Below are 24,108 nucleotides of genomic sequence, written 5' to 3'. Positions count from 1 at the left end.
ATCCCGTTACAAGAAACTCTTTGCACAGAGCGTAGGGAAGGGAATAGGGGAATAAGGGCGACTTTGGAGGGGCGGGAATCTTCACTCTCTCCCCATTCATAAGATTCCCGCGGCTCCACCTGAGCCCGTTTCCCCTATCTCTTACCGGAGCGCAGTGTCTCAACAGCTCCCTCAAACGCGAGAAATCTGCTGAAGCATGTTCACCCCATCTTCATGGAAGCATCATCCAGCCCTCATGAAGGAGCCACTATCCAATGTTAGAATAAGTCTAACTTCTGATTTTTGAAATGAGTCTAAATGCAAGTCTAAATCATGGAAGTACGATTCATGGACATGCGAAATCAGGCATAACGAAAGGATGATCTAACGATGGATAACCGTTTGACAACAAACCAGGGTGCTCCGGTTGGAGACAACCAGAACTCCAGAACAGCCGGACGCAGAGGGCCTACACTGCTGGAGGATTACCACCTGATCGAGAAGATTGCCCATTTTGACCGTGAACGTATTCCCGAGCGCGTTGTACATGCACGCGGCGCAGGCGCACATGGCGTATTCCGCGTTGAGAATAGTATGAAGCAGTACACCAAAGCAGCGTTCCTACAAGAAGAAGGTATGGAAACGCCCGTATTTGTCCGTTTCTCCACTGTTATTCACGGTGTCGGTTCCCCGGAAACAGCACGCGATCCGCGCGGCTTTGCGGTGAAGTTCTACACGCAAGAAGGCAATTATGATATCGTCGGTAACCATTTGCCAGTATTCTTTATCCGTGATGCGATCAAATTCCCGGACATGGTGCATTCTCTGAAACCAGACCCGCAAACGAATATCCAGAACCCTGGTCGTTACTGGGACTTCATGACACTGACACCAGAATCGACGCATATGATGACTTGGTTGTTCTCAGATCATGGTACACCAGCAAGCTACCGCGAGATGGACGGCTTCGGCGTACACGCATTTAAGTGGATCAATGACGAAGGTAAAGTCACGTATGTCAAATACAAATGGGAATCGTCACAAGGCGTGCGCACATTCTCTGCCGACGAAGCGGAAAAGCAGCAGGGAAAAGACTTCAACCACGCAACCCGCGATCTGTTTGACCATATTGAGCAGGGCAAATTCCCGGAATGGCAGCTGAAAGTGCAGTTTATCCAGCCGGAAGATATCGACAACTATTCATTCGATCCACTCGATCCGACCAAAGTATGGCCGGAAGACCAATTCCCGCTGCATCTGGTCGGTACGATGACACTGAACAAAAATCCGCAAAACTTCTTTGCCGAAGTAGAGCAATCTGCATTCTCGCCAAGCGCAGTCGTTGCAGGCATCGAGCCATCTGAAGACAAGCTGCTGCAAGGTCGTCTGTTCTCCTATCCAGACACCCAGCGTCACCGTCTCGGACCGAACTATTTGCAAATTCCGGTGAACTGCCCATACGCACCGGTACGTAACCACCAACGCGACGGCTTTATGAATGTGAATCAAGATAACAGCACGTACAACTACGAGCCGAACAGTTATACGGAAGGTCCATCCGAAGATCCGGCTTACCGCGATACCGAAGTGGAGCTGCAAGGTCATGTGACTCGCCAGAAAATCGAGAAAACCGATGATTTTGCACAGGCTGGTGAACAATATCGTTCCTATTCTGACGAACAAAAGGATAATTTACTCAACAATCTGGTTAATGATTTACAGGTAGTAAAAAAAGACATTCAACTGCGCGCCATTTGCAACTTTATCCGTGCCGACCGTGAATACGGTATGCGTCTCGCTCAGGGACTTGGCGTGGATATCAGCGAATTCATGTCGCAACTGCGTAGTTGATCATCTGACTACCGTGCTTCTCTAAGTCACTACGAATCATTTACAGCAACATATACTACAGGAACACTGATATTCAGCGTCCGGTCTTCTAACCATGCAAGGGGTAGCCTTTTCTGGAATAAGACCGGACGCTTTTATATACAGCCTGTTGAATCGCTCTATCGTATAGAAGGGGATAAGCGAAGCGGATCGTCTAGCGGCTTATACCCAGAAGCAGAGGAAACGGAGCTGTTCGACAAGCCCATATGGCAAGGTCTGCGGCGCTTATAGCCGGATATTGTGAAGTAGGGAAGCCAGCAGGACATGAGGGAGACATGACGATTGTAATTGAGATTCCTCGTCTTCTATTGGTGAGCCTACAGCGCCTGAATCCGTAAGCCGCAGCGCATACGACCTCAGGGTCATCTTATAGATTGATATACCGACAGGGACAGGCGTAACGGTTGTATAGGTTGGCGCTTGTCCTTGTTTGGGTTCTCCCGTGTTACGTCGGTTCTGGTCGTGAATGATCATACAGGAAGCGGATTGCCGGTCAGCAGGTAATGGCTTGTGATGGACGATACGACAGCAGAGGAGAGGTTGTCATGAACAGATGGACAGGTTCTGGTATGTGTGGATTGCTGGCGGCTGCGTTATTAGTACCCGGAATGGTGGCACAACCCGTTTCGGCAGAAGCAGCTAGTCTGGCGGCGCAAAGTGTGGTGGCGCGTGCACCCGGTGATGGAGTGCCTGCGGATTTTCCTATTCCTGATGATGCTACGGTCGTAACTGCGGTGCACAATGATACGGCAAATGAACACTTTGTACGGCTTACTTTACAGACGAAGCTGGATATGGAAACGCTAGCCAAGACGTACAGCGAGTATTTCCGTATTCAGGATATGCCCGATGCCTTGCAGAAGATTAGCGAAAAACAACTGGTCATTCAGGGCAGTAACGATGCTACCGGGGAAAGCTGGATTTTGAATGCCAGCCCTGTACAGCCCGGCTCAGATACAGTGGAAATGACATTGATCTGGAACGAAGGATATTGAATAGTGGGAACCTGATCTTAGTTGATGAAATAGAAGGAAAGCATGTATAGCGACTGCATAGTTATAGTTTCAGGGCGTATGCACTTGGTGTCTGATGATGTACATTATAAACATGCTGGATAGCATACTCCCTGAAAGTTAAACGAAAGAAACTAACGAAAAGTATAGACTGTTACGCAAATTGTGATATTATACAATTAACTTCACAAATTTGACTGCTCTTGCGGTTGGAACTACAATGTGTAGTGTGAGGTGGCATACAGAAAATGAAAATCAAAAAGTTCAATGTAGGTGCTACCGGACTGGATCGCTTTTTCGGTCCACTGGAAGCACAGATTATGAATGTGCTGTGGGAAGCGCAGCATCCGCTGACGATCAAGGAAGTGCAAACTGTCATCAGCCAGAGCAAGCCGCTCAATTTCAATACGGTGATGACGGTTATGAATCGGCTAGTAGACAAGGGTGCGTTATCCCGTCATATCGAAGGCAAAAGCTTCCACTACGTTCCGCCGGAAAGCCGCGCAGATTTTCTTAACAATCAATCCAGGGAACTGACTCATGAACTGATGGAGGAGTTCGGTACACTGGCTGTCAATCATATGGTTGATGTGCTGGAAGAAGTGGACCCCAAACTTATTCAAGCCTTGGAGGATAAAATCAAACAATGGAAAAACAACGAGTAGAATGGTGGCAACGTCGTTCGCAGCGTTTGTTGAAGGTTAGTTTGAGTATGTCTCTGTTTACGCTAGGGCTGATGGGCGTATATTCGCTGCATATGCTATTTGGCTGGAATCTGCCGTTTGATCTGCTGCGTATATGCAATATGTGGATGCAGAATCATGGCTGGTTTTCGGTCAGTCATCTGCTAGCGGGACTGGTGACATGTACGTTTGTTTTATACGTCGGCTATGGGCTGGATCAATGGTATGGTTCGGTTCGTGCAGTGCGGCGCTGCCGGGAGCTGGAACATACAGCATTAACGGCGGCATTTAACGACCGTTACAGTCCAGATGGACAAGCGATGTTCATCATCGTCTCTTGCCGTCAGCCGCTGGCGCTCACGATGGGCAATTGGCGTCGGCGCATTATTTTGTCGGAAGGTTTATTGCAGCTGTTGAATGAAGAAGAGCAGCAGGCGGTTGTGCATCACGAGCTGTTTCACTATCGTCAGCGCGATCCGTTGGTTACGTTTTTGCTGGGACAGGCGGCGTTTGCGCTCTGGTTTTTGCCAGTACTGCGCAATATGGCGCACCAGTACAAAATCTCGCGTGAGGTGCTGGCAGATCATGATGCGATTCAGCGCTTGGGCACGCCGCTCGGCATTGGCGGAGCGCTGCTGAAGCTGGTCAACCGTACGCACGGTGGTATCCATTTCCCTGCCCGTATGATCTATTCTTCATTCGCAGAAACGTCACTCAACTACCGGATTCACCGCATTCTCGAACCGGAGAGTGGTACATCGCCGCGTCTGCCGTTAGGATCAGTTGTAATCTCGCTGCCGGTGTTAACGGCGCTTAGTATTTTGTTATTATGGTCGCTTGTATAGACATACAGAGTGTCCTGCTTGTTTGATGAGAGGCTGAGCAGGGCACGACGGGCGGCTTTTTATACAATAACACTACATTTTGTAGTGGACACAATCAAAGGAGGAATTGGTAATGGGTTTGAATAAACGATATGTAGAGCTGGGCTTGCTAATTACGCGAGTACTAACAGGTGTGATTTTCCTGTTACACGGATTTTCCAAGTTTCAAGGTGGTATTGGTGGTACGCAAGGATTTTTCCAAAGTCTAGGGTTGCCAGCATTTCTGGCACCTGTAGTGGCAGTCATTGAGATTGCAGGCGGTATCGCACTGATCGTTGGTCTATTTACTCGTCTGGCAGGTCTGGCACTGACGATTGTTATGGTTGGCGTGCTGGTGACTGCAAAAGCAGGTCAGCCATTTATGATGGGTACGGAGTTTGATTATCTGATTCTGTTCACCAGCTTGCAAATGGCACTGACTGGCAGTGCACTACTATCACTAGATGGTGTATTGTTCGGTAAAAAAGAACGCAGTGAACGTGGACGATTGGCACAGAATTCGTAAAGTAGCATCTGCGTAGGATGAACACAGGCGGTTACATGGATTGCATATATCGCTAATGATGGATGAGATCATTCAGAATGATCAATGAGAGGATTCAGATGGATAGGGGTTGTGGCAGATGCCATAGCTCCTTTTTGTTATGTTCAATGTGGATAGGGAAGCTGGGACTACCAAAGGGAGAATGGCAATTGTCTGGGAGGCGATGGCAGAATTGTAAGCGGAGTGAACGGGAAATATTTTTGGTGAAACATGCCGAAAGAAATGGACGGTAAGTATTATAATGATATATTTAGCGATTATCCATGACAAAAGTTACTTGAAACAACCAATACGTACATATTTCAACAAAATTCGCATGAACTAGATAACATGCTAAATAATTGCCACTCGTTAGGCGATATATAGTGTAACTGATCAAGACTAACATCCATATACCACAGATGATCGTAATTTAATAAGGAAAGAGTGTGAGATTGATGAAAAAATGGTTGAAGAAGCCCCGGTTACGCTGGTCTATTCGTAATCAGCTGATTGTGGCTTTTGCATTTGTATTACTGGCGCCAAGCCTTGTAATAAGCATCACGATGTACAGCAATGCCAAAAATCAAGTTGAAAGCCAGCTGATTACAAGCGCGAGCCAAAGCGTGAATACAGCAAATAACTTTGTACAAAGTTCACTCAGTGCGAAGGATTACGATGTTGAGTATTTGTCGAAATTGTTCAACGCATCTATGATCGATGGACGCTTTAGTCCGCAGATTGTACCGGAGCTGGCGCGTTATGTCGGGCTGCATCCCGAAACGGTAGATGCATTTGTCGGTACGCCGGATGGTACGATGATTCGCGCGATTCCAAAGGAAAACGAGAATGGTTACGATCCGCGTGAACGGGACTGGTACAAGCAAGCGATAGCAGCGCCGGGAACAACGGTCATTACAAAAGTTGTGATCAACTCCAACAATCAACCCGTTGTCGTTATTGCCCGTACATTGCCGGATAATTCCGGTGTACTCGGTGTATCGCTCAATCTGGAAAACCTCGCCAAACTGGCGGATATTCCGGTTGGTCAGGAAGGCTATGTCATTATGCTGGATGCTGACCAGAACTATATTTCCAGCCGTAACGGTAAAACAGGAGATAAAGCGACAGGCGCATATCTGCAACAAATGTATGCTGAGAAAACAGGCGAGATTGATTATCTGTTTGAAGGGCAACCGAAGAAAATGGTTTTCCTGACCAATGAAGCGACAGGCTGGAAGATCGCTGGTACGATGTATCAGAGCGAAATCGAAAAAGCGGTTGAGCCTGTGCGTACGATGGCGCTAATCATCGTCAGTATCTCGCTCGTTGTTGCTGCAATTATCGTGTTCTGGTGTATCCGCATGATTATGAAACCGATCAGCCGTCTGCGCAAAACGACGCATCAGATTAGCGAAGGCGATCTGACCGTTAATATTGATCAGAGTAACAATGACGAAATCGGCGATCTGGCACGCGACTTTGCGATCATGGTTAGCAATCTGCGCGATATGATCGAAAGTGTACGCGATACGACGGATAATGTATCGTCGGCTTCCGAGCAGCTGGCTGCTGGAGCGGAGGAAACAAGTCGCTCGGTAGAACATGTGACGCTTGCGATTCAAGAAGTGGCTACTGGTAGCGACCGTCAGGTGACAAGTGTAACCGAAGGTGCTGCTGCTATTCAGCGGATGTCACAACGTGTAGACGAAATTTCCACTCACGTAGGCGATGTCACGCAAACGATGGATGAAGCTGCCAAGGCTGCTGCCAAAGGCAACGAGTCAGTCATCGATGTCGTACAGAAAATTTACGATATTCAGGTAACGGTGGAAAAACTGAACGGAATTATCAATCAGATGAGTGAGCAGTCGTCTGAAATTGACGGCATTGTCGATCTGATCCGCAATATTGCTAAACAGACGAATCTGCTGGCGCTGAACGCTTCCATCGAAGCGGCACGTGCAGGTGAGCATGGCAAAGGCTTTGCCGTTGTTGCCGAGGAAGTACGCAAACTGGCATCGGAATCAGCAGACTCTGCGCAGCGTATCAGCAATCTGATCATCGGTATGCAAGGTGTCGTGAGCGAATCGCTAGAAGTTATGGATCAGGCGAAGCAAAATGTCGAAGGCGGTATTATCGCTGTCGATACATCCGGTCGCTCCTTCTCCAAAATCAATCGTTCGATCAAAGCTGTATCACGCAAAATGGATGACGTATCGGTCACTACTAGCTCGCTCAATCAGGATGCAGGCGCAGTAGTCGAATCGATCGAGAATATCGCCAGCATCTCGGATGAAGCCGCAGGTAATACTGAAACGATCTCCGCCGCAGCCGAGGAACAATTGGCATCCATGCAGGAGGTATCGAGTGCTGCTACAGACCTGACTCGATTGGCAGAGCAGCTGCAACAGCTCGTATCGCGCTTTAAATTGTAAGTTTGACGCTCGCTTGTGCAATAGATTATGCGATCTTATATGCAGTACATTGTTCCAAATGTATAAATGAGTATGTTTAAATAGCAAGCCGTTGCTCCATATAAACAATAGGGGCAGCGGCTTGTTTTGTATGGAAATCTGCCTTTTGTAAATAGAACGCTTGGGTATGATTCGGTATGACTCTATGAGGATGCCGGATGACATTTTTCGTGAGTACAAATCTAGGTTTGTATGTGGAACGGTTAGCGGATATAATACATTATATTAGTTAGTTTATTACATTTATTCAGTATAGATCAGGGAGGATATCTCATCATGTTTACCATCTATCCAGCAGATCAACGTTTTCATTTTGACCGTGAATGGTTGCGGGGGAGTCATAGCTTTTCGTTTGGGGAATATCAGGATAGTGACAATGTGAGTTTTGGACCGTTGCGTGTGTTTAATGACGATATTATTTCCCCATCTCGTGGATTTGGCGCGCATCCGCATAGTGATATGGAGATCGTCTCGATTGTATTACAGGGGCAGTTGCGTCATGAAGACAATTTGGGGAATGAAGCAGTCAGTTCCTTTGGCGGTATTCAGCGCATGTCGGCAGGCAGTGGTGTGGTGCATACGGAACACAATGCATCAGATGAGCATGACTGTAATTTGTTGCAGCTCTGGTTTGAACCGGAGGCACGCGGATTGACGCCGTCGTATATGACATCTTCGTTTCATCCGGCATCGCTGAATGGTACGTTGTTGCCAATCGTTAGCCGTCAGGGTGGCGAGAATCAGGCAACGATTCATCAGGATCTGACGATTTATTTGAGTCGATTAGAAGCGGGGCAACGGATTGAATTTGTCCAGCAGCCGCATCGCCGTACGTATGTATTTGTAATAAATGGCTCGCTGCGCGTGAACGATGAACATGAATTGTCGACACGCGATGCCGCCCGGATTGAAGAAGTGAGCAAACTGGAATTGGTCGCAGAGCAACCCGTATTCTGGCTGCTGATCGATCTGCCGTAAGGAGGAGAAGCATGAAAGAGACAGTGATGGTCAAACATGCGGTAACTGGGCGCGAATTTCTCAACAATAATAAGCTACCGCTGGAATATGAATTCGCAGTACTGCCAGAAGGTGGATATCGGATGACCTTTCGCAATGCACCGCCTGATATTGCTGCGGATATCGTTCATTTTCGTGGAGAACTGAATATGTTCCGTTTCGAAATTCCGGCAGAGGGTCCGCAGATCAAGCACTGGTATTATGTCAGCCCGGAGACAGTTCAGTTTGATTCGGCGCAGGGAATACTTGTGATTGAAGCAGCATCGGAAATTCGTTATGTGCCTGATGAATACTGGGCGTAAGAGGTACAATTAATCGCAATCCACATTGAATGTACATCATATTGAACATACATCATATGTTGGAACGCATCATGAGAATTTTGCAGGAATCATGATAGAACAAGCTAGCGCACAGTATGCGCTAGCTTGTTGATGTTGGAAAGGCAATAGGTATGCAGAATAAAATCGGCTTTTATAGAATCGTAAAATGCTTAAAAATACACCTGTGACATATTCCTTTCACTGTATAAGCGCAATTTATGCTATAATGAATAAACAACACTTCACAGACATGCAGTGGCCTTGTTAACATCGCTTCGATTTTTAACAAGTGTCGCTGCATTTTTTGTCTCTATTTCTACAACAGCATATGTATGCTGCACAAAACACAGAATGGACGCTAATGTCTATCCTCTGCTAGCAATGCTCCCCCGCTCATCACTCTCCGTATGCTACATCCACACGCAAGATGCACGCTACACACAACGCGATCTCTCCAGTCATAGCGAATGATTTTATCCAATCCGGCTAACAGCGATCTGGCGTATCCAGCCAATGAGCGGCCACAGGAGGCAAACATATGAATTTAACGGACGAACAGGTAATGCACGAAGTATTTGGCGTAGGACAGGTGCTGGAAAACGATAATGAGCGGATCACCGTCATGTTTGCTCAGAATGTAGGACGCAAAGTATTCGTATTCCCGGATATTTTTAGCAGTCATCTGAAAATGCGTAAAGAGGATATTCAGAACACGCTGAATCAAGCGTATGAGACGAAGCAAAAAGAGCAAGCGAAGCAGTTGGAAGTGCAAAAGCGTGAAGCGGAAGAAGAAGCGGCGCGTGTAGCAGAAGAGCAAGCCAAAGCGAAAAAGCCTACTCGCAAAAAAGCAGTCAAGAAAGCCTAATTGTCTGCATAGATGGATATATACCTGTTAGCCAGTGAATAACTGCATAACTATACGATGAACAGCATGATGCCCTTTAAACAAATGGACCATGCTGTTTTTGTTATGATCATACCTATACAATCCGTTTATAGACGACGTATACGCTCAGTCCAATCGCAAATATCCATTTCATTCCTTAAATTAAAAACATAAAAATTGAAATAATATGTACAATCGTATCAAAATACGGGTAAGGACATAATGGAGCATTCGGCGAACAAGTCTGATCTTGTTCGGAGCTTGATCTCCAATGCCGAATGTCCTTTTTTCATTGTCGTACGGTGGATTCACCAAGCCACCTTATTACACTGCAAAGGAGACGTAACCGTATATGAACGCACAATCCAATCACAAACATCATGTCAGACAGGCGCTATTGATTGGCGATTACGGTGATGATGCACCGTACCACCCGCTGGATCGGATTCAGTCGCACATCCATACACTGATGCCAGAGGGCTGGGAATTGCATATTAGCGACGATTACGAAATGTTCGAAATGGAGCGACTGGAAGCCTACGATGTGTGCATCGTCTACACCGATGCATTCAACAAGAAGATTAGCCCGGAGCATGCCGCCGGTATCATTACATATGTGGTCAATGGAGGCGGACTGCTTATCCTGCATTGCGGCGTGTCTTTGCAGGAACATAACTATGAACTACGACAACTGATGGGCGCGCAATATCGCGGTCATACCGACTACCGCAAGCTAGACATGCACATCGCTTCGCCAGGACACCCGATCATGCAGGGTATCTCGTCATTCAGCATGGAGGAGGAGCCGTATGAGTTCAATTTACTCGCTGGCGCGGAGCGTACCATTCTAATGGAGTACAGCATGGACGATGATACTTGGCCAGCAGGATGGTGCTCCACATACGGTCTGGGACGCACGGTCTACCTGATGCCGGGACATCATGCCCCTTCATTTGAATATGAGCAATTCCAGCGCATGATCGTACAAGGATTAAACTGGGCTGCCGGGATTTTGTAGCATGCAGATCATAGTAGCAAGAGGATAGCAAGCCAAATGAAGATGAGATTAGGCATATGACGCTCAAACCGTTATACTGGAAACAGACACAATATGCATGGTCATATTGTCATGCTCCGGTAAGGGAAATGGAACGAGCATGTCCCATTCTACTTTTACCGGACTATGCCAATATGCAGACTGCTTGGTTGTATTTAATCTATGTCAGGAGGAACGGAAATGAGCGATTTGTTCAAAAAAGCGATATCCCTAGGTCTTGGTGTGACAGTCGTCAGCAAAGAGAAAGTGGAAAAGGCGGTTAACGATCTCGTGAAACGTGGGGAACTGGCACCATCCGAATCCAACGCCTTGATTGATCGTCTGATGGATCGCGGTGCCGAAGAGCAGGGTCAGATTAAGGACTGGGTACGCCTACAGGTGCAAAAAGCCCTGACCGAGTTAGATGTACCGACCAAAGCGACCGTTGAACAACTGGAACAGCGGATCACTGTGCTGGAGAAGCGCCTGGCTGAGAAAGAACAGGAACAGCCGCAGCCGCCATTGTCATAAGATGTCTCTCCATATCCGGCATGCCGGAAGGTACAGAGAAATCGCCATGGCGCTGATGCGTCATGGCTTTGGTTATATGGTCGAGGAACTGGGTCTGAACCGGATGCTGGCGATTCCACTCAAGCTAGTACGCCGTGAGACGCAGGGCATCCGTACGGTGGGCGAACGGATTCGACTCGTGTTGGAAGAACTGGGACCGACCTTTATCAAGTTGGGGCAGCTGGCGAGTACACGTTCGGATTTGCTGCCGGAAAATGTTATTGAAGAACTGGTCAAGTTACAAGATCAGGTGCCGCCATTTGCCGGTGAAGAAGCGCGGCAGATTATCGAGTTAGAGCTAGGTGCATCGCTGGAAGATATGCTGGAGAACTTTCAGGAGCAGCCGATTGCGGCGGCTTCGATTGGGCAGGTGCATCTGGGGAAATTGCATACCGGCGAAATGGTAGCGATCAAAGTACAACGTCCGGGCGTGGCGCGCATCGTAAATCGCGATCTGGAGATTTTGCAGGATCTGATTGGGATTGCTCGTCGTCATATGGACTGGGTGTCTCATTACAATATTGACAAGATCATCGAGGAATTTTCCAAATCGATGCGTGCGGAGCTGGATTACAATGTGGAAGGACGCAACATGGAGCGGCTTGCACAGAACTTTGACGGCGACCGCAATATCCAGATTCCGAAGACGTTCTGGAATTATACATCTGCCCGTGTGCTAACGATGGAGTTCGTCGATGGCATTCATATGGGGCGTCCCGACCAGATCGTGCAGCAAGGATTGCAGCTGTCGAATGTGGCGCAGCGATTGGTTGATTCGATGCTCAAGCAGATTTTTATCGATGGCTTCTTCCATGCCGATCCGCATCCGGGCAATTTGCTGGCGCTGCGGGATGGACGCATCGCTTATCTGGACTTTGGTATGATGGGACGTCTCAATACGGATACGAAAAATGGACTCGCGTCCTTCGTCATCGCCTTATTACGCAAAAATACGGACAGTATGGTACGAGCGATTATGCGACTCGGCTTTGTGCCGGATGATATTAACATCTCTGCCATGCGCGGTGAACTGGAACGATTGCGAGAGCAGTACTACGATGTACCGTTCTCGCAAATTGATCTGGGGGAAGCGCTGAACGAGATGTTTGCGATTATTCGTAACTACCGGATTGATATTCCGTCCGATCTGGCACTGCTTGGCAAGGCGCTCATTACGCTGGAAGGCGTGATCGAACGGCTTGATCCATCGCTCAGCATTCTCAATATGGCGGAACCGTTCGGCAGGCGACTGCTGGGCGAGCGCTATAGCCCGAAAAAGCTGCGTGAACGTATTACCGATGGTGCTTTTCAGGCGGTTGAAGTGCTGACGGATCTGCCGAGGCAGGCGTCGGAACTATCGCGGATGATTCGCTCTGGCAAGCTCAAAGTTGAAGTCAACGTACCGGAGCTGGGCGAATTGCTGCACAAGATGGATCAGATCGTGAACCGGCTGGCATTCAGTATCGTGCTGCTGGCGTTCTGTATCATTATGGTCGGGCTGATTATCGGTTCGTCACTGCGTGACCAGACGCCGATTTTGTGGGGACTGCCGGTAGTCGAGATTGGCTTTATTATAGCGACGCTGATGGTCATCTGGCTATTGTTTGCTATTTTCAAATCAGGCAGGTTTTAGATCATATACGCTTGATGTAGATATGACATATTTAGTTTGTAAAAGGGAATGGAGGAAACATCGTCCGTTCCCTTTTTTTGTTGTCATCTCGGCTTGATGCATGCTTGCGGATCACGAGAGTACGTATTGGGTTTGAAGACGAATCCCATACTATTTTGATGATAGCGATTACAATTGAATATTCTCTGGTGTAATGACAGCGGATTGGCTATAATGGAAATCTATCTGTACATACGGCTCTGATCTTCCCCGCGAGAGGGAAGTCATTTTACTATTTACAAACAAGCATGGCGCTTCAATCTGATCAGTAACGTCCGGGAATGCAAGTCCATTCAATCGGATCGCTGCTCCATGCCCGAAAGAGGATGATCATGACGTATAAACAACAATGGTTCGGTAATATCCGACCTGATGTGCTGGCAGGGATTACAGTAGCCCTTGCCTTGATACCGGAAGCCATCGGCTTCTCGATTATTGCGGGTGTTGATCCGATGGTCGGCTTGTATGCTTCCATCTGTATTGCGATTGTCATTTCGCTGGCGGGTGGACGACCGGGGATGATCTCGGCGGCAACCGGAGCGATTGCTGTGCTGGTTGGTACGCTGGTGGCGCAGCATGGAGTAGAATATTTGTTTGCGGCAACGATTCTGGCGGGGATTTTTCAGATTATTCTTGGCTGGCTGAAGATTGGGCGCTTTATTACCTTCATTCCGCAGTCAGTTATGACTGGATTCGTGAATGCACTAGCGATTGTCATCTTCTCGGCACAGCTGCCGCAGTTTGTTGGAGCCAACTGGCTGATGTATGCGCTGGTAGCGCTGACGCTGGCGATTATTTATATTTTGCCGCTGTTTACCAAAGCTGTTCCGGCGCCGCTCGTAGCGATTATTATCGTATCGCTGCTCACGTACTTCCTGCATCTGGATGTGCGTACCGTTGGCGATATGGGCAAGCTGAGCAATGAGCTGCCATTTTTCCATCTGCCGATGGTAGAGCTGAGCTGGGATTTGTTTGTTACGATTTTGCCGTATTCGATCTCAATTGCTTTTGTCGGGTTGCTGGAATCGCTGCTGACAGCGACCATTGTCGATGAAATGACCGAAACGAAAAGCGATAAAAACCGCGAAGCCAAAGGACAAGGGCTAGCGAATATCGTCAGCGGCTTGTTCGGCGGGATGGCGGGTTGTGCGATGATTGGACAATCGGTCATTAACGTCAAATCGGGTGGACGCGGACGACTGTCCACCTTTATCGCAGGTTCATTTCTGCTCGTGCTATTGGTTGTGCTCGGTACGATTGTACGTGAGGTGCCAATGGCGGCGCTGGTGGGTGTAATGATCATGGTGTCCATCGGTACATTTAGCTGGAATTCACTGCTGACCATTCACAAAGTACCACTGGCAGAAGCGATCATTATGGTGACCGTTGTTGTGATCGTCGTGCTGACCGACAATCTGTCGATCGGTGTAGGCGTCGGTGTTGTGATGAGCGCGCTGCGTTTCGGTTGGAAGATGTCGCAGCTGCATATCGAAGAAACTGCACAATCGACACCGCAGCATCGGATCTATCAAGTGCGTGGACAGATGTTTTTCGGGACGATGAGCCAGTTTGTTGATCATTTCAAACCGGCGGACGATTCGCAGGATGTGACTATCGACTTTGCCCGTTCCCATATTTGGGATCACTCGGCGGTCATTGGTATCGGCAAGCTCAAGGACAAGTACGAGCAACATGGTAAAGTACTGCATATTCGCGGTCTGAATGAAGAAAGTCGCGAATTGTATGAGCGCCTTAGTCACGGCTCAATTTCGTCCGGGCATTGACGGAAACCGGAATACACGTTATATTGACGCTAGAGACGTCTGCACTTTGACGGCGTTTCGCTATGCAAACAAGCTGTAATGATGAACAAATGAACATGTCGTATTTCGTATGATTATATCGTGTCGGTGATTGACCGGCACTGAAGCATCGGGATGAGCCGATGCTTCTTTTTACGAGCGGACGTTGAATGAACAGATAAATGATCATCTGTACATGGCGGACGACTCTGGCCTGGGCCGTATGGATTTGCGGTTGCATCATGATGTGCGGACGGGCTGCCCAATATGAAGGAAGAACAGGTGAACACAGTGACAAATTTTAACTCTTTCAATATTTCGTCTGCGGCAGTAGAATTGCTCGCAGCGAACGGCATTGCCCAGCCGACTGAAGTGCAACAGGCATCCATTCCGCTTCTGCTCCAGGGCGAAGACGCGATTGTACAGGCGAAGACCGGTACAGGTAAGACGCTGGCATTTTTGCTGCCTATTTTTGAAAAATTAAACTTGAACGTAACCGGTGCTCCGCAGGCGCTGATCGTAGCGCCAACGCGTGAATTGGCGCTGCAAATCGCTACTGAAGCGCGCAAGCTTGCTGACGCTTACGAAGGCGTACGTATTCTGGCAGCTTACGGCGGTCAGGACGTAGAACGTCAGCTGCGCAAGCTGGAAGGCGGTTGCCATCTGGTTGTCGGTACACCAGGGCGTTTGCTTGACCATATGGGTCGTGGCACACTGGATATGACGAAGATTCGCACGCTCGTACTGGATGAAGCGGATCAAATGCTGCATATGGGATTCTTGAAGGAAGTGGAGCAGATCATTCTGGCAACTTCACCATCCCGTCAAACGATGCTGTTCTCTGCAACGATTCCAGAGGGCGTTCGTCGCCTGTCCGCACAATATATGCGTAAACCGCATGATATTCGTGTCGGCACCGAAGAAACCGTTCCACTGAACTTGATCCGTCAGCTCGTTGTGGAATGTACGCCACGCGGCAAACTGGCTGCACTGCAAGAATATATCGACCGTGAGCAACCGTATCTGGCAGTGATTTTCTGCCGTACGAAGCGTCGTGCTGCTAAGCTGAACGAAGAATTGCAAGAACTGGGCTACTCCTCAGACGAGCTGCATGGCGATCTGTCTCAGAACAAGCGCGAGCAAGTCATGAAGGCATTCCGCGAAGCGAAGCTGCAATTGCTTGTAGCGACAGATGTGGCAGCGCGTGGGATTGACGTCGAAGGTGTGACGCACGTATTTAACTACGATATCCCACAGGATGTCGAATATTATATTCACCGTATCGGTCGTACTGGACGTGCAGGTGGCAAAGGTCGTGCGATTACATTCGTAACGCCGCATGATCGCCGCGAACTGGAGCAGATTGAACGCGAGACGGCGCAGAAATTGCAACGCGAAATCTCTCGTACATCCGCGCAATCCGATGATTCCGGTGAGCTGCTGTCCAATGTACGCGAGCACAAACCGCGTAGCGGCGGCAGTGGTCGTACAACCGAATCTGGTAGAAATGGCAAAAACAAACGCAGCTCTGCTGGCGGTTATGGCAGTCGTGGCGGTTCCGCTCAACAGGGCGGACGTTCTTCCGGTGGTCGCCGTGGCGGCGGTACAGGTCGTACAACGGAACGCAGCAACGAGCGTGCAGGTGAACGTACCAATGACCGCAGCGCATCCGCAGAATTTAGCGGTCCAAAACGCACAGGCAAAAACAAGCGTAACGAACGTTCTGCACGCCCGGATAGCCCGGCAAGTACAAGTGCGGTATCCCGCCGTACAGATGAAGAAGGCAACTTCCGCCGCGATTCATCCAAAGGCAACGGTGCTGCTTCCAACGCTGGCAATGCACGTACACGCGAATACGGAGCAAGCAACCGTAAAGGCAGCAGCACTGGCGGACGCAGCACTGGTAATAGTGCAAGCCGTAGTGGTAGTGCCTACGAAGCAGGTGGACGCAGTTACGGAAATGGCGCTGGCAGCAATCGCAACTCTGGTAGCGCAGGCGGTCGCAACGCGGGCGGACGTAGCTCCGGCGCTACTGGCGGTAATCGTTCCGGCAACGCAGGTGGACGCAGCTCCAGTAACACTGGTGGCAATCGCTCTAGCAATGCGGGCGGTCGTAGCTCAGATAGCCGTCGCGGTCGTCGTTAATTGGGATTCTCGTTATAAGCCCTGTCCATGTACACGGGTGGCGGGATAGACTATTCTTTTTACCATTCTCAAGCGTCATAACACGCCAAGCAGGATGCTCCCTAGTCGGAGCATCCTTTTTTTACATCTGATCATCCGAGTCATTGTCGCGCCTTCGTGTGTTGTGATGACGTGAGGACTGACTTTTGTCACTACTTTCCCTACGTAGACTGCGGATCGCTTCTGTCAGTTCTTTTACCGTTTCATCCAGCTGATTCAACTGCTTTTCCATATTTTGCAAAACGTATTTTAACAGTACAAAACAAAGCGCTACCGGAAAGCCAACCGTCGTGACCAGCCCCGTTACATCGGCAATCGTCATTTGCACATTCCTCCCTTAAGAATAGGACATATTCCGTTCATCTATAATGGTAAAAAACCCCCCCTTTTTACAACAAAACTGGGCATGATGGAGTCAATGAACACCTGATAACTGCCCTAATGGGACATATGTCCTTTATGAACAGATAGATATGCCTTTTAATGGGAAAAGGGTTTATTGTAGCGAAGATTCGTACGGTAAGGGATTGGGAGGTTTGTCATGTGTTCAAAGGCATTTTATTCGCACTGCTTGGCGGTGCGTGCATTACATTGCAGGGTGTAGCGAATAACCGGATTAGCTACGATATCGGCACTTGGCAGGCAGCGACGATTACGCAGCTGACTGGCTTTATTTTGGCGGCACTGATGCTGCTGATCGTGCGCGATGGCAACTGGCAAGGATTGCGGAAGGTGAAGCCACTCTACTGGTTTGGCGGTGCATTCGCATCGGTCATCATCTTCAGCGAAGTGACCGCGATTCAGTATATCGGGGTTACATTTACCGTGTCAGCGTTGCTCATTGCACAGCTATGTATGACCTTTGTGGTGGATAGCAACGGCTGGTTCGGCGTACTCCGGCAAAAGATCACATGGCCGCAATGTCTCGGCGTACTGCTGATGATCGCTGGCGTCGTTATTTTAAAATTATAAACGAGCATTACATGCCAACATACACAATGAAACGACACAACGGATCAATTATCCGTCATCGATATAGCAGGGGGGATACACATGGTTATGGGCATACTGCTCGCGGCAGTTGCAGGCGCGCTTGTTAGTCTGCAAACGATTTTTAACAATCAGGTCAACAACAAGGTTGGCTCATGGGCAACAACGACGCTGGTGCTAGGAATGGGCTTTATCGCTTCGCTGACCGCCAGCCTGATCTTTGAAGGCAAAGGAACATTTTCGCTGCAACATATGCAGCCATGGTACTGGATTAGCGGTGCGATTGGAGTTGGCGTTGTGTTCTGCCTTGTGCAAGGTATTCGCCGTCTGGGACCGACATTTGCCACATCCATCGTCTTGATTGCTCAGCTCAGTACGGCACTGTTGTTCGATACGACAGGCTGGTTGGTGCTGGAGCGCATTCCACTGACGCCCGGCAAAGTTATCGGCGTACTCGTGATTGTCGCTGGTATTATCGTGTACAAATTCGGCGACCGCTGGTTTGGCAAAGCAGCAGTCAAAAAGAACAAATCCGTACCATCGCATACACTTCATTCGTAAGCTCGTCACCTATATCTCAAAAAAAGCCTTCCCCCGTCAATCGTAAACGGGGTGAAGGCTTTTGGTTGTATTCAGCAATATTATCCGGCGTTAGCAATCACATGCAGACTAGAGCGGGTATCCTCATAATTGCGATACGCTCCGGCAATCTTGGTCAGCATCCACTGCTGATTATGCTTGCGGTAATGTACCGTAACCGCATTGGGTAGCAGACAGATCATTTCATCCGGTAGCTCAAAAATATCCATTTCCAGCGACATGCGCGCTGCCAGCAGTGATAATCCTTCCGGCGCGCCGATGCCGATCTCGCCGCAATCGGACATATCTGCCCAAATATCCATACTGTCAAATAAATACGTACCAGAGCTTTGAAAGGTCATATGGACTGCATGTCCGGCATAATGAAACGTCAACACCTCATGCTGCCCATCGCTCCACACTTCATCCGCCAGCGGCTTGAGCTTGTCCAGCGCAGGCGATGCACCGTCGGACAGGCAAAGCGGAAGATTTCCCTGCACTGCATACTGTTCCACTGGAATTCCAGCGATGGCTGTTCTTAATTTGCCGTTCATCGGTTCACCACTTTCCGCTAATGTTGGGTACTGACTATCAAGCATAATTGTTGGAGCCGGTATGAGTATTATACCGCGTTCTGCTGAAAAAGTTACTTTTACGTTCAGCATACCAACTTTTTGCCCATCTCTGCTATAGTAAAGAAAGTCAAAATCAGCAACAATACAGGACAAGAGCATATCAAATGAGAACAGAATAATCTCCATATATAGAAAGTATATACAAAAAGATCGTTTCCTCACACAAAGACATCAAATCGACAAAAATAGGAGTGATTGAATATGAGTATGGAACAAATGGACAAAATGAAAAAGAAACTACCCGATTGGCTGGAAACAAGTCGCCTTCGCACGGGACAGGGCGACGTGGCATCCTATATTCCTGAGCTTGCCAAAGCATCTCGCGATGCACTCGGAATCTACATCGCTGACTCGCAAGGCGAAAGCATCTCCGCTGGCGATTGCGGTCTCAAATTCACCATGCAGAGCATCTCCAAAGTATTCACCCTCATTCTGGCGCTGATCGATCATGGCGAAGAAGCGGTCTTTTACAATGTAGGCAAGGAGCCAACCGGCGACGATTTTAATTCCATGATCAAACTGGAACTGGTCGAGCCGGGCATCCCGTTCAACCCGCTCATCAATGCCGGAGCAATCACCGTCTCGTCCCTGATCGCAGGTGATAGCCCGGAAGAGAAATCCAAACGCATTCTGGAATTTTTCCGTAAACTATCCGGCAACGATACGCTGGATTACAATATGGACGTGTACAGCTCCGAGCTGGAAACGGGCGACTTAAACCGCTCACTCGCCTATTTCCTCAAGCAAAACGGCGTGCTCAAAGATCCGGTCGAAGATGTGCTGTCCGTCTATTTCCGTCATTGTTCTATCGAAGTGACGTGCGCAGACCTGTCCCGTATGGCGCTTGTACTCGCCTTCGATGGCGTCGATCCACACACCGGCGAGAAGCTCATCCCACGCCGCTACGTCCAGATCGCCAAAACATTCATGGTCACCTGCGGCATGTATAACGCTTCTGGCGAATTCGCCATCGAAGTCGGGCTGCCCGCCAAAAGTGGCGTTTCCGGCGGCATCCTAACCTTAGTCCCCGGTCAATACGGCATCGGTCTCGTCGGCCCATCCCTAAACCATCGCGGCAACAGCATCGCTGGCGTCCATCTATTGGAACGCCTATCCAAAGAATTCGACTGGAGCCTGTTTTAAAAGACAGCTCCCTGATTCCTTCCTGAAGTGAAAGATGCCATGCACCAAGCTCCAACACCCATGGCGTCCTCTAAACCATTAGGAAATTAGCCGCCTTTTTACGATTTCAGGTTGACAAGTGATAATGATTATCAGTATCTTAAACTATATGCTTTGCAAATGAAGTTATCATGAACACATCTGTATAGAAGAAAATAACAAACTAGCATATACACCCACAATGAGCTGTCCGTTTATCCATGATGGATGTCGGCGGCTCCATTTATATGTATTGATTATGAGATTTAGAAAGAGGCTTGCTTATGACTCGCAGTACGCATGTAAAAGGCCGGCAGACCTCGCCGAAAGAAGAAATCTGGTCGCGTCCTTACGCAGCGCTTCTGATTATTATCGGCGGTTTGATTTTGCTGGCTGCCGGATTGGCGTTTTCGATCGCCAAAGGAAGTCGGCAAATCCCGCTGGACGTCGTCTGGCAGGCTTTGGTTCATTTTAATCCATCGAATCAGGATCATCAGGTGATCTGGGAGCTACGGCTTCCGCGTGCTATTGCCGGTGCACTGGTTGGAGCATCGTTTGCTGTCGCTGGTGCGCTTATGCAGGGGATGACGCGTAACCCGTTAGCAGATCCCGGTTTACTTGGGATCAATGCAGGTGCAGGTTTTGTATTGGCACTGTGTTTTGCTTTTTTCCCTGGACTGAGCTTTAACCAGCTGATTATGTTTTCATTTCTCGGCGCAGCGCTGAGTGTAGTACTCGTCTATGGCATAGGCTCGCTGTCACGCGGCGGATTAACGCCAGTGCGGTTAGCACTAGCAGGCGCGGCAGTGGCAGCAATGCTTGTTGCATTATCGGAAGGCATTGCGCTGTACTTCCGCATTTCACAGGACTTGGCGTTCTGGTATGCGGGCGGAGTGGCAGGGGTTACGTGGAGTCAGGTGAATATCCTATGGCCGTGGATTACAGCGGCGCTGATTGGTTCGTTTCTCCTTTCCCGATCGATAACAATTCTCAGTCTGGGCGATGATGTCGCTTCTGGTTTGGGACAGCGCACGGCGTTAGTACGGCTTGGTGCTGTACTGGTTGTGATGGTGCTGGCAGGCGCTTCGGTATCCACAGTCGGCGCTATTGGCTTCATCGGTCTGATGATTCCACATGCTGCGCGTGCACTCGTTGGTGTCGATTACAAATGGGTAATTCCGACATCTGCCATTCTCGGTGCATTGTTGCTTGTATTCGCCGATACGTTCGGACGATTGCTCAATCCGCCGACCGAGCAGCCGGTCAGTGCGCTGATTGCCCTGATCGGGGTTCCTTACTTCTTCTATGTCATTCGGAAGAAAGTGGGGGATAATCTGTGAATCAGGTCATATTCAATCGTAAACGAACGGTTCGCACAGTCATTACGTTAGTTGTTCTGGCGATTGCTGCTTTTGTTGTCTTGCTGCTTAGCATGAATACTGGCTTTACGAAAATGTCACCAATGGAAGTGCTACGCACCCTATTTGGCGGCGGAACCGCGCGGGATGAACTTATCCTATTTCAATTTCGATTGCCGCGTATCGTGATCGCTTTGCTCGTCGGTATGGGCTTGGCGGTCGCAGGAGCGATTTTGCAAGGTGTCTCTCGTAATGCGCTGGCTGATCCCGGTATCCTCGGTATCAATTCCGGTGCAGGGCTTGCAGTCGTGCTGTTCGTCGTGACCAATCCTATGCGAGAGTCGGCATCACCGATGCTGTTGCCATTTCTGGCACTGATCGGTGCGTTCGCTGCCGCAACTGGTATCTACCTGATGGCTTACAAAAAAAACAAGGGCATCTCGTCCTCACGTCTTGTGCTGTCGGGGATCGCGATGGCGGCAGGCATCAATGCGCTTATGATCGTATTGACCTTGCAGCTTGATCCGAATGAATTTAACTTTATCGCGACATGGCAAGCAGGCAGCATCTGGGGCAGTAGCTGGAAATTTGTTACGGCATTGTTGCCATGGATTATCGTCTTGCTGCCAGCAGCATTATGGAAAGCAAGACAGATGGACGTATTCTCGCTCGGTGACGATACAGCGACCGGACTTGGTTCGTATTTAAATCGCCAGCGACTGTTATTGCTCGTAATTGCAGTAGCGCTGAGCGCCGCCTGTGTTGCAGTTAGTGGTGGCATTGGCTTTATCGGATTATTGGGTCCGCATATCGCACGCCGTCTCGTCGGTCCGCGTTATGAGCACGTCATTCCAGTCAGTGCGCTGATCGGTGCAGTGCTACTGCTCATCGCTGATATGGTCGGTCGCACCCTGATGGAAAACTCGGAAATTCCCGCAGGTGTGATGGTTGCCATCATCGGCGGACCGTACTTCCTATACTTACTAGCACGCTCACGCGCTTGAACGGATGGAAAGGCATTGTCGCATGTCGCATATAGCGAATGTAGGTGTGCAATATATGCCTAAGTTATTTTTCAGCAAAAAGCTGTATTCGTTCCATATAGAGCGATGCAGTACAGAATAGATGTAAGTCGTAAAAAGATTGCAGATGAACTTCGTAAGGATAGTAGCCGGAATACAATCGGCATAAGGTGAGGCAGCAAGAGCCACACCGAATTATACAGACAGACCGCCAAACAGGCGGCTGCGGATTGAAAGGGATGGGTAACTATGGTGCGTTTGATGACGTCCAAATTGGATATTGCTTATGAGGATCGCCTGATTGTCGAGGATTTGAATATTAAAATTCCACAGGGGCAGATTACGGCGCTTGTCGGTGCGAACGGATCAGGGAAATCGACCATTCTCAAGACGATGGCGCGGATTATGCAACCGAAAAACGGCTCCGTTCTACTCGACGGCAAATCGATTCACAAGCAATCCACACGCGAAGTTGCCAAGCAGCTCGCCATTTTGCCACAAACCCCAACTGCACCGGAAGGGCTGACTGTAACCGAACTAGTATCATACGGTCGGTTCCCATACCAAAAAGGCTTCGGTTCGATGAAGGCGGAAGACAAAGAGAAGATCTCTTGGGCAATGGAAGCGACAGGTATGCTCGATTTCCACGATCGTCCCATCGACCAGTTGTCCGGCGGTCAACGCCAGCGCGCTTGGATCGCCATGTCACTGGCACAGGATACCGATATTCTGTTCCTGGATGAGCCGACCACCTATCTTGATATGGCGCATCAGCTGGAAGTGTTGCAACTGCTAGAAAAACTCAATGCTGATGCCCATCGCACCATCATCATGGTCGTGCATGACCTGAACCACGCATCCCGCTACGCACACCATATGATCGCGATCAAACAAGGCAAAGCGATCGCCGAAGGCTCACCAACCGAAGTCATGACCTGCGACGTTCTGCGCGACGTATTCGGCATCGAAGCCGACATCGTCACCGACCCACGCAGCGGCGTGCCACTCTGCCTGCCATACGCCCTCGAAGGCAACGTGCAAGCTGCCCTGAACGCCGAACAACAAGTCAAAGAAGTCCGCCAACACGGACACGTCCTGCAAGCCGCACGAAACTAATCCATCCCAATCGTATCCTGCATAAAAAGGCAGATGCAATATTCTGCCCATGGAACCGAGATGCGCTACCCAATCCATCAAGCACTAAAATACGACACCTAAAAACAGGTTCAGCCCGAGACGAAGAAGCGTACACCACGCCACTTCGTCCCCGGTTGAACCTGTTTTTTTATAAAAGCAATTGCCGCTACCCTAAGTAGTACTCTTAGCGGACGCAAACTATATAGAATCATGCGCTATAAATCAAAAGACGTAAAAGACCCCACCGATTAAGTCTACCGACCTTCGATGGGTTTTGTACATGCATG

General features: G+C 49.1%; 22 protein-coding genes. 20 read left to right on the top strand and 2 right to left on the bottom strand.

From position 1 onward, the window contains the following. Positions 1-369: 369 nt before the first annotated feature. The 14 genes from ACE3MZ_RS21180 (at position 370) to ACE3MZ_RS21115 (ending at position 16,900) form a co-directional block, all read left to right on the top strand. Positions 370-1,830, top strand: coding sequence for a catalase (locus tag ACE3MZ_RS21180; RefSeq protein WP_411344066.1), 1,461 nt, complete (start codon positions 370-372; stop codon positions 1,828-1,830). A gap of 584 nt (positions 1,831-2,414) precedes the next feature. Continuing rightward, entirely contained in the window at positions 2,415-2,864 is a 450-nt protein-coding gene (locus tag ACE3MZ_RS21175) for a hypothetical protein (RefSeq protein ID WP_411344065.1), read from the top strand. 266 nt (positions 2,865-3,130) lie between these two features. Further along, positions 3,131-3,547 (top strand): BlaI/MecI/CopY family transcriptional regulator, encoded by a 417-nt coding sequence (locus ACE3MZ_RS21170; RefSeq protein ID WP_411344064.1) that lies wholly within the window; start codon positions 3,131-3,133, stop codon positions 3,545-3,547. Further along, positions 3,529-4,410, top strand: coding sequence for a M56 family metallopeptidase (locus tag ACE3MZ_RS21165; RefSeq protein WP_411344063.1), 882 nt, complete (start codon positions 3,529-3,531; stop codon positions 4,408-4,410). The genes ACE3MZ_RS21170 and ACE3MZ_RS21165 overlap by 19 nt, the downstream gene beginning before the upstream one ends. Before the next feature lie 118 nt (positions 4,411-4,528). Continuing rightward, entirely contained in the window at positions 4,529-4,954 is a 426-nt protein-coding gene (locus ACE3MZ_RS21160) for a DoxX family protein (RefSeq protein WP_411346874.1), read from the top strand. A gap of 476 nt (positions 4,955-5,430) precedes the next feature. Beyond that, positions 5,431-7,410 carry a methyl-accepting chemotaxis protein gene (locus ACE3MZ_RS21155; RefSeq protein WP_411344062.1) on the top strand — a complete coding sequence of 660 codons (1,980 nt, stop codon included), beginning with the start codon at positions 5,431-5,433 and terminating at the stop codon, positions 7,408-7,410. 315 nt (positions 7,411-7,725) lie between these two features. Then, complete coding sequence (locus ACE3MZ_RS21150; protein WP_411344061.1) at positions 7,726-8,427, top strand: pirin family protein; 702 nt, start codon at positions 7,726-7,728, stop codon at positions 8,425-8,427. A gap of 11 nt (positions 8,428-8,438) precedes the next feature. Next, a complete protein-coding gene (locus ACE3MZ_RS21145) occupies positions 8,439-8,768 on the top strand; it encodes a hypothetical protein (RefSeq protein WP_411344060.1) in 330 nt (109 codons plus the stop codon). A 559-nt stretch (positions 8,769-9,327) separates the two neighbouring features. Continuing rightward, entirely contained in the window at positions 9,328-9,654 is a 327-nt protein-coding gene (locus ACE3MZ_RS21140) for a hypothetical protein (protein ID WP_411344059.1), read from the top strand. Positions 9,655-10,027: 373 nt separating this feature from the next. Continuing rightward, the gene (locus ACE3MZ_RS21135) at positions 10,028-10,693 is read left to right on the top strand and encodes a ThuA domain-containing protein (RefSeq protein ID WP_411344058.1); all 666 of its coding nucleotides are present in this window, start codon (positions 10,028-10,030) and stop codon (positions 10,691-10,693) included. A 219-nt stretch (positions 10,694-10,912) separates the two neighbouring features. Continuing rightward, a complete protein-coding gene (locus tag ACE3MZ_RS21130) occupies positions 10,913-11,242 on the top strand; it encodes a phasin family protein (protein WP_367063737.1) in 330 nt (109 codons plus the stop codon). Position 11,243: 1 nt separating this feature from the next. Then, entirely contained in the window at positions 11,244-12,914 is a 1,671-nt protein-coding gene (locus tag ACE3MZ_RS21125; RefSeq protein ID WP_411344057.1) for an ABC1 kinase family protein, read from the top strand. A gap of 371 nt (positions 12,915-13,285) precedes the next feature. Then, positions 13,286-14,737 (top strand): SulP family inorganic anion transporter, encoded by a 1,452-nt coding sequence (locus ACE3MZ_RS21120; RefSeq protein WP_411344056.1) that lies wholly within the window; start codon positions 13,286-13,288, stop codon positions 14,735-14,737. 309 nt (positions 14,738-15,046) lie between these two features. Continuing rightward, a complete protein-coding gene (locus ACE3MZ_RS21115) occupies positions 15,047-16,900 on the top strand; it encodes a DEAD/DEAH box helicase (protein ID WP_411346873.1) in 1,854 nt (617 codons plus the stop codon). Between the two features lie 121 nt (positions 16,901-17,021). On the opposite strand, the gene ACE3MZ_RS21110 is transcribed toward ACE3MZ_RS21115, so the two are convergent. Then, on the bottom strand, positions 17,022-17,261 hold the full coding sequence (locus ACE3MZ_RS21110; protein ID WP_411344055.1) for a hypothetical protein: 240 nt from the start codon (positions 17,259-17,261) through the stop codon (positions 17,022-17,024). 221 nt (positions 17,262-17,482) lie between these two features. On the opposite strand from ACE3MZ_RS21110, the gene ACE3MZ_RS21105 reads away from it, so the two are divergent. Both ACE3MZ_RS21105 and ACE3MZ_RS21100 read left to right on the top strand, forming a co-directional pair. After that, positions 17,483-17,911 (top strand): DMT family transporter, encoded by a 429-nt coding sequence (locus tag ACE3MZ_RS21105; protein WP_411344054.1) that lies wholly within the window; start codon positions 17,483-17,485, stop codon positions 17,909-17,911. A gap of 81 nt (positions 17,912-17,992) precedes the next feature. Beyond that, a complete protein-coding gene (locus ACE3MZ_RS21100; RefSeq protein WP_411344053.1) occupies positions 17,993-18,490 on the top strand; it encodes a DMT family transporter in 498 nt (165 codons plus the stop codon). Positions 18,491-18,570: 80 nt separating this feature from the next. On the opposite strand, the gene ACE3MZ_RS21095 is transcribed toward ACE3MZ_RS21100, so the two are convergent. After that, complete coding sequence (locus ACE3MZ_RS21095; RefSeq protein WP_411344052.1) at positions 18,571-19,062, bottom strand: hypothetical protein; 492 nt, start codon at positions 19,060-19,062, stop codon at positions 18,571-18,573. Positions 19,063-19,344: 282 nt separating this feature from the next. Between ACE3MZ_RS21095 and glsA the strand changes: the two genes are divergently transcribed. The 4 genes from glsA (at position 19,345) to ACE3MZ_RS21075 (ending at position 23,800) form a co-directional block, all read left to right on the top strand. Next, positions 19,345-20,286, top strand: a complete 942-nt coding sequence (gene glsA, locus ACE3MZ_RS21090) for a glutaminase A (RefSeq protein ID WP_411344051.1) — start codon at positions 19,345-19,347, stop codon at positions 20,284-20,286. Between the two features lie 302 nt (positions 20,287-20,588). After that, positions 20,589-21,644, top strand: a complete 1,056-nt coding sequence (locus ACE3MZ_RS21085; RefSeq protein WP_411344050.1) for a FecCD family ABC transporter permease — start codon at positions 20,589-20,591, stop codon at positions 21,642-21,644. Then, a complete protein-coding gene (locus ACE3MZ_RS21080; protein ID WP_411344049.1) occupies positions 21,641-22,666 on the top strand; it encodes a FecCD family ABC transporter permease in 1,026 nt (341 codons plus the stop codon). Before ACE3MZ_RS21085 ends, ACE3MZ_RS21080 begins: the two co-directional genes overlap by 4 nt. Before the next feature lie 267 nt (positions 22,667-22,933). After that, a complete protein-coding gene (locus tag ACE3MZ_RS21075; RefSeq protein ID WP_411344048.1) occupies positions 22,934-23,800 on the top strand; it encodes an ABC transporter ATP-binding protein in 867 nt (288 codons plus the stop codon). The last annotated feature ends 308 nt before the right edge of the window (positions 23,801-24,108 follow it).

This window comes from Paenibacillus sp. WLX1005, assembly GCF_046603685.1.
Taxonomy (GTDB): domain Bacteria; phylum Bacillota; class Bacilli; order Paenibacillales; family Paenibacillaceae; genus Saccharibacillus.
This window is presented reverse-complemented; position numbering and strand designations above follow the sequence as displayed.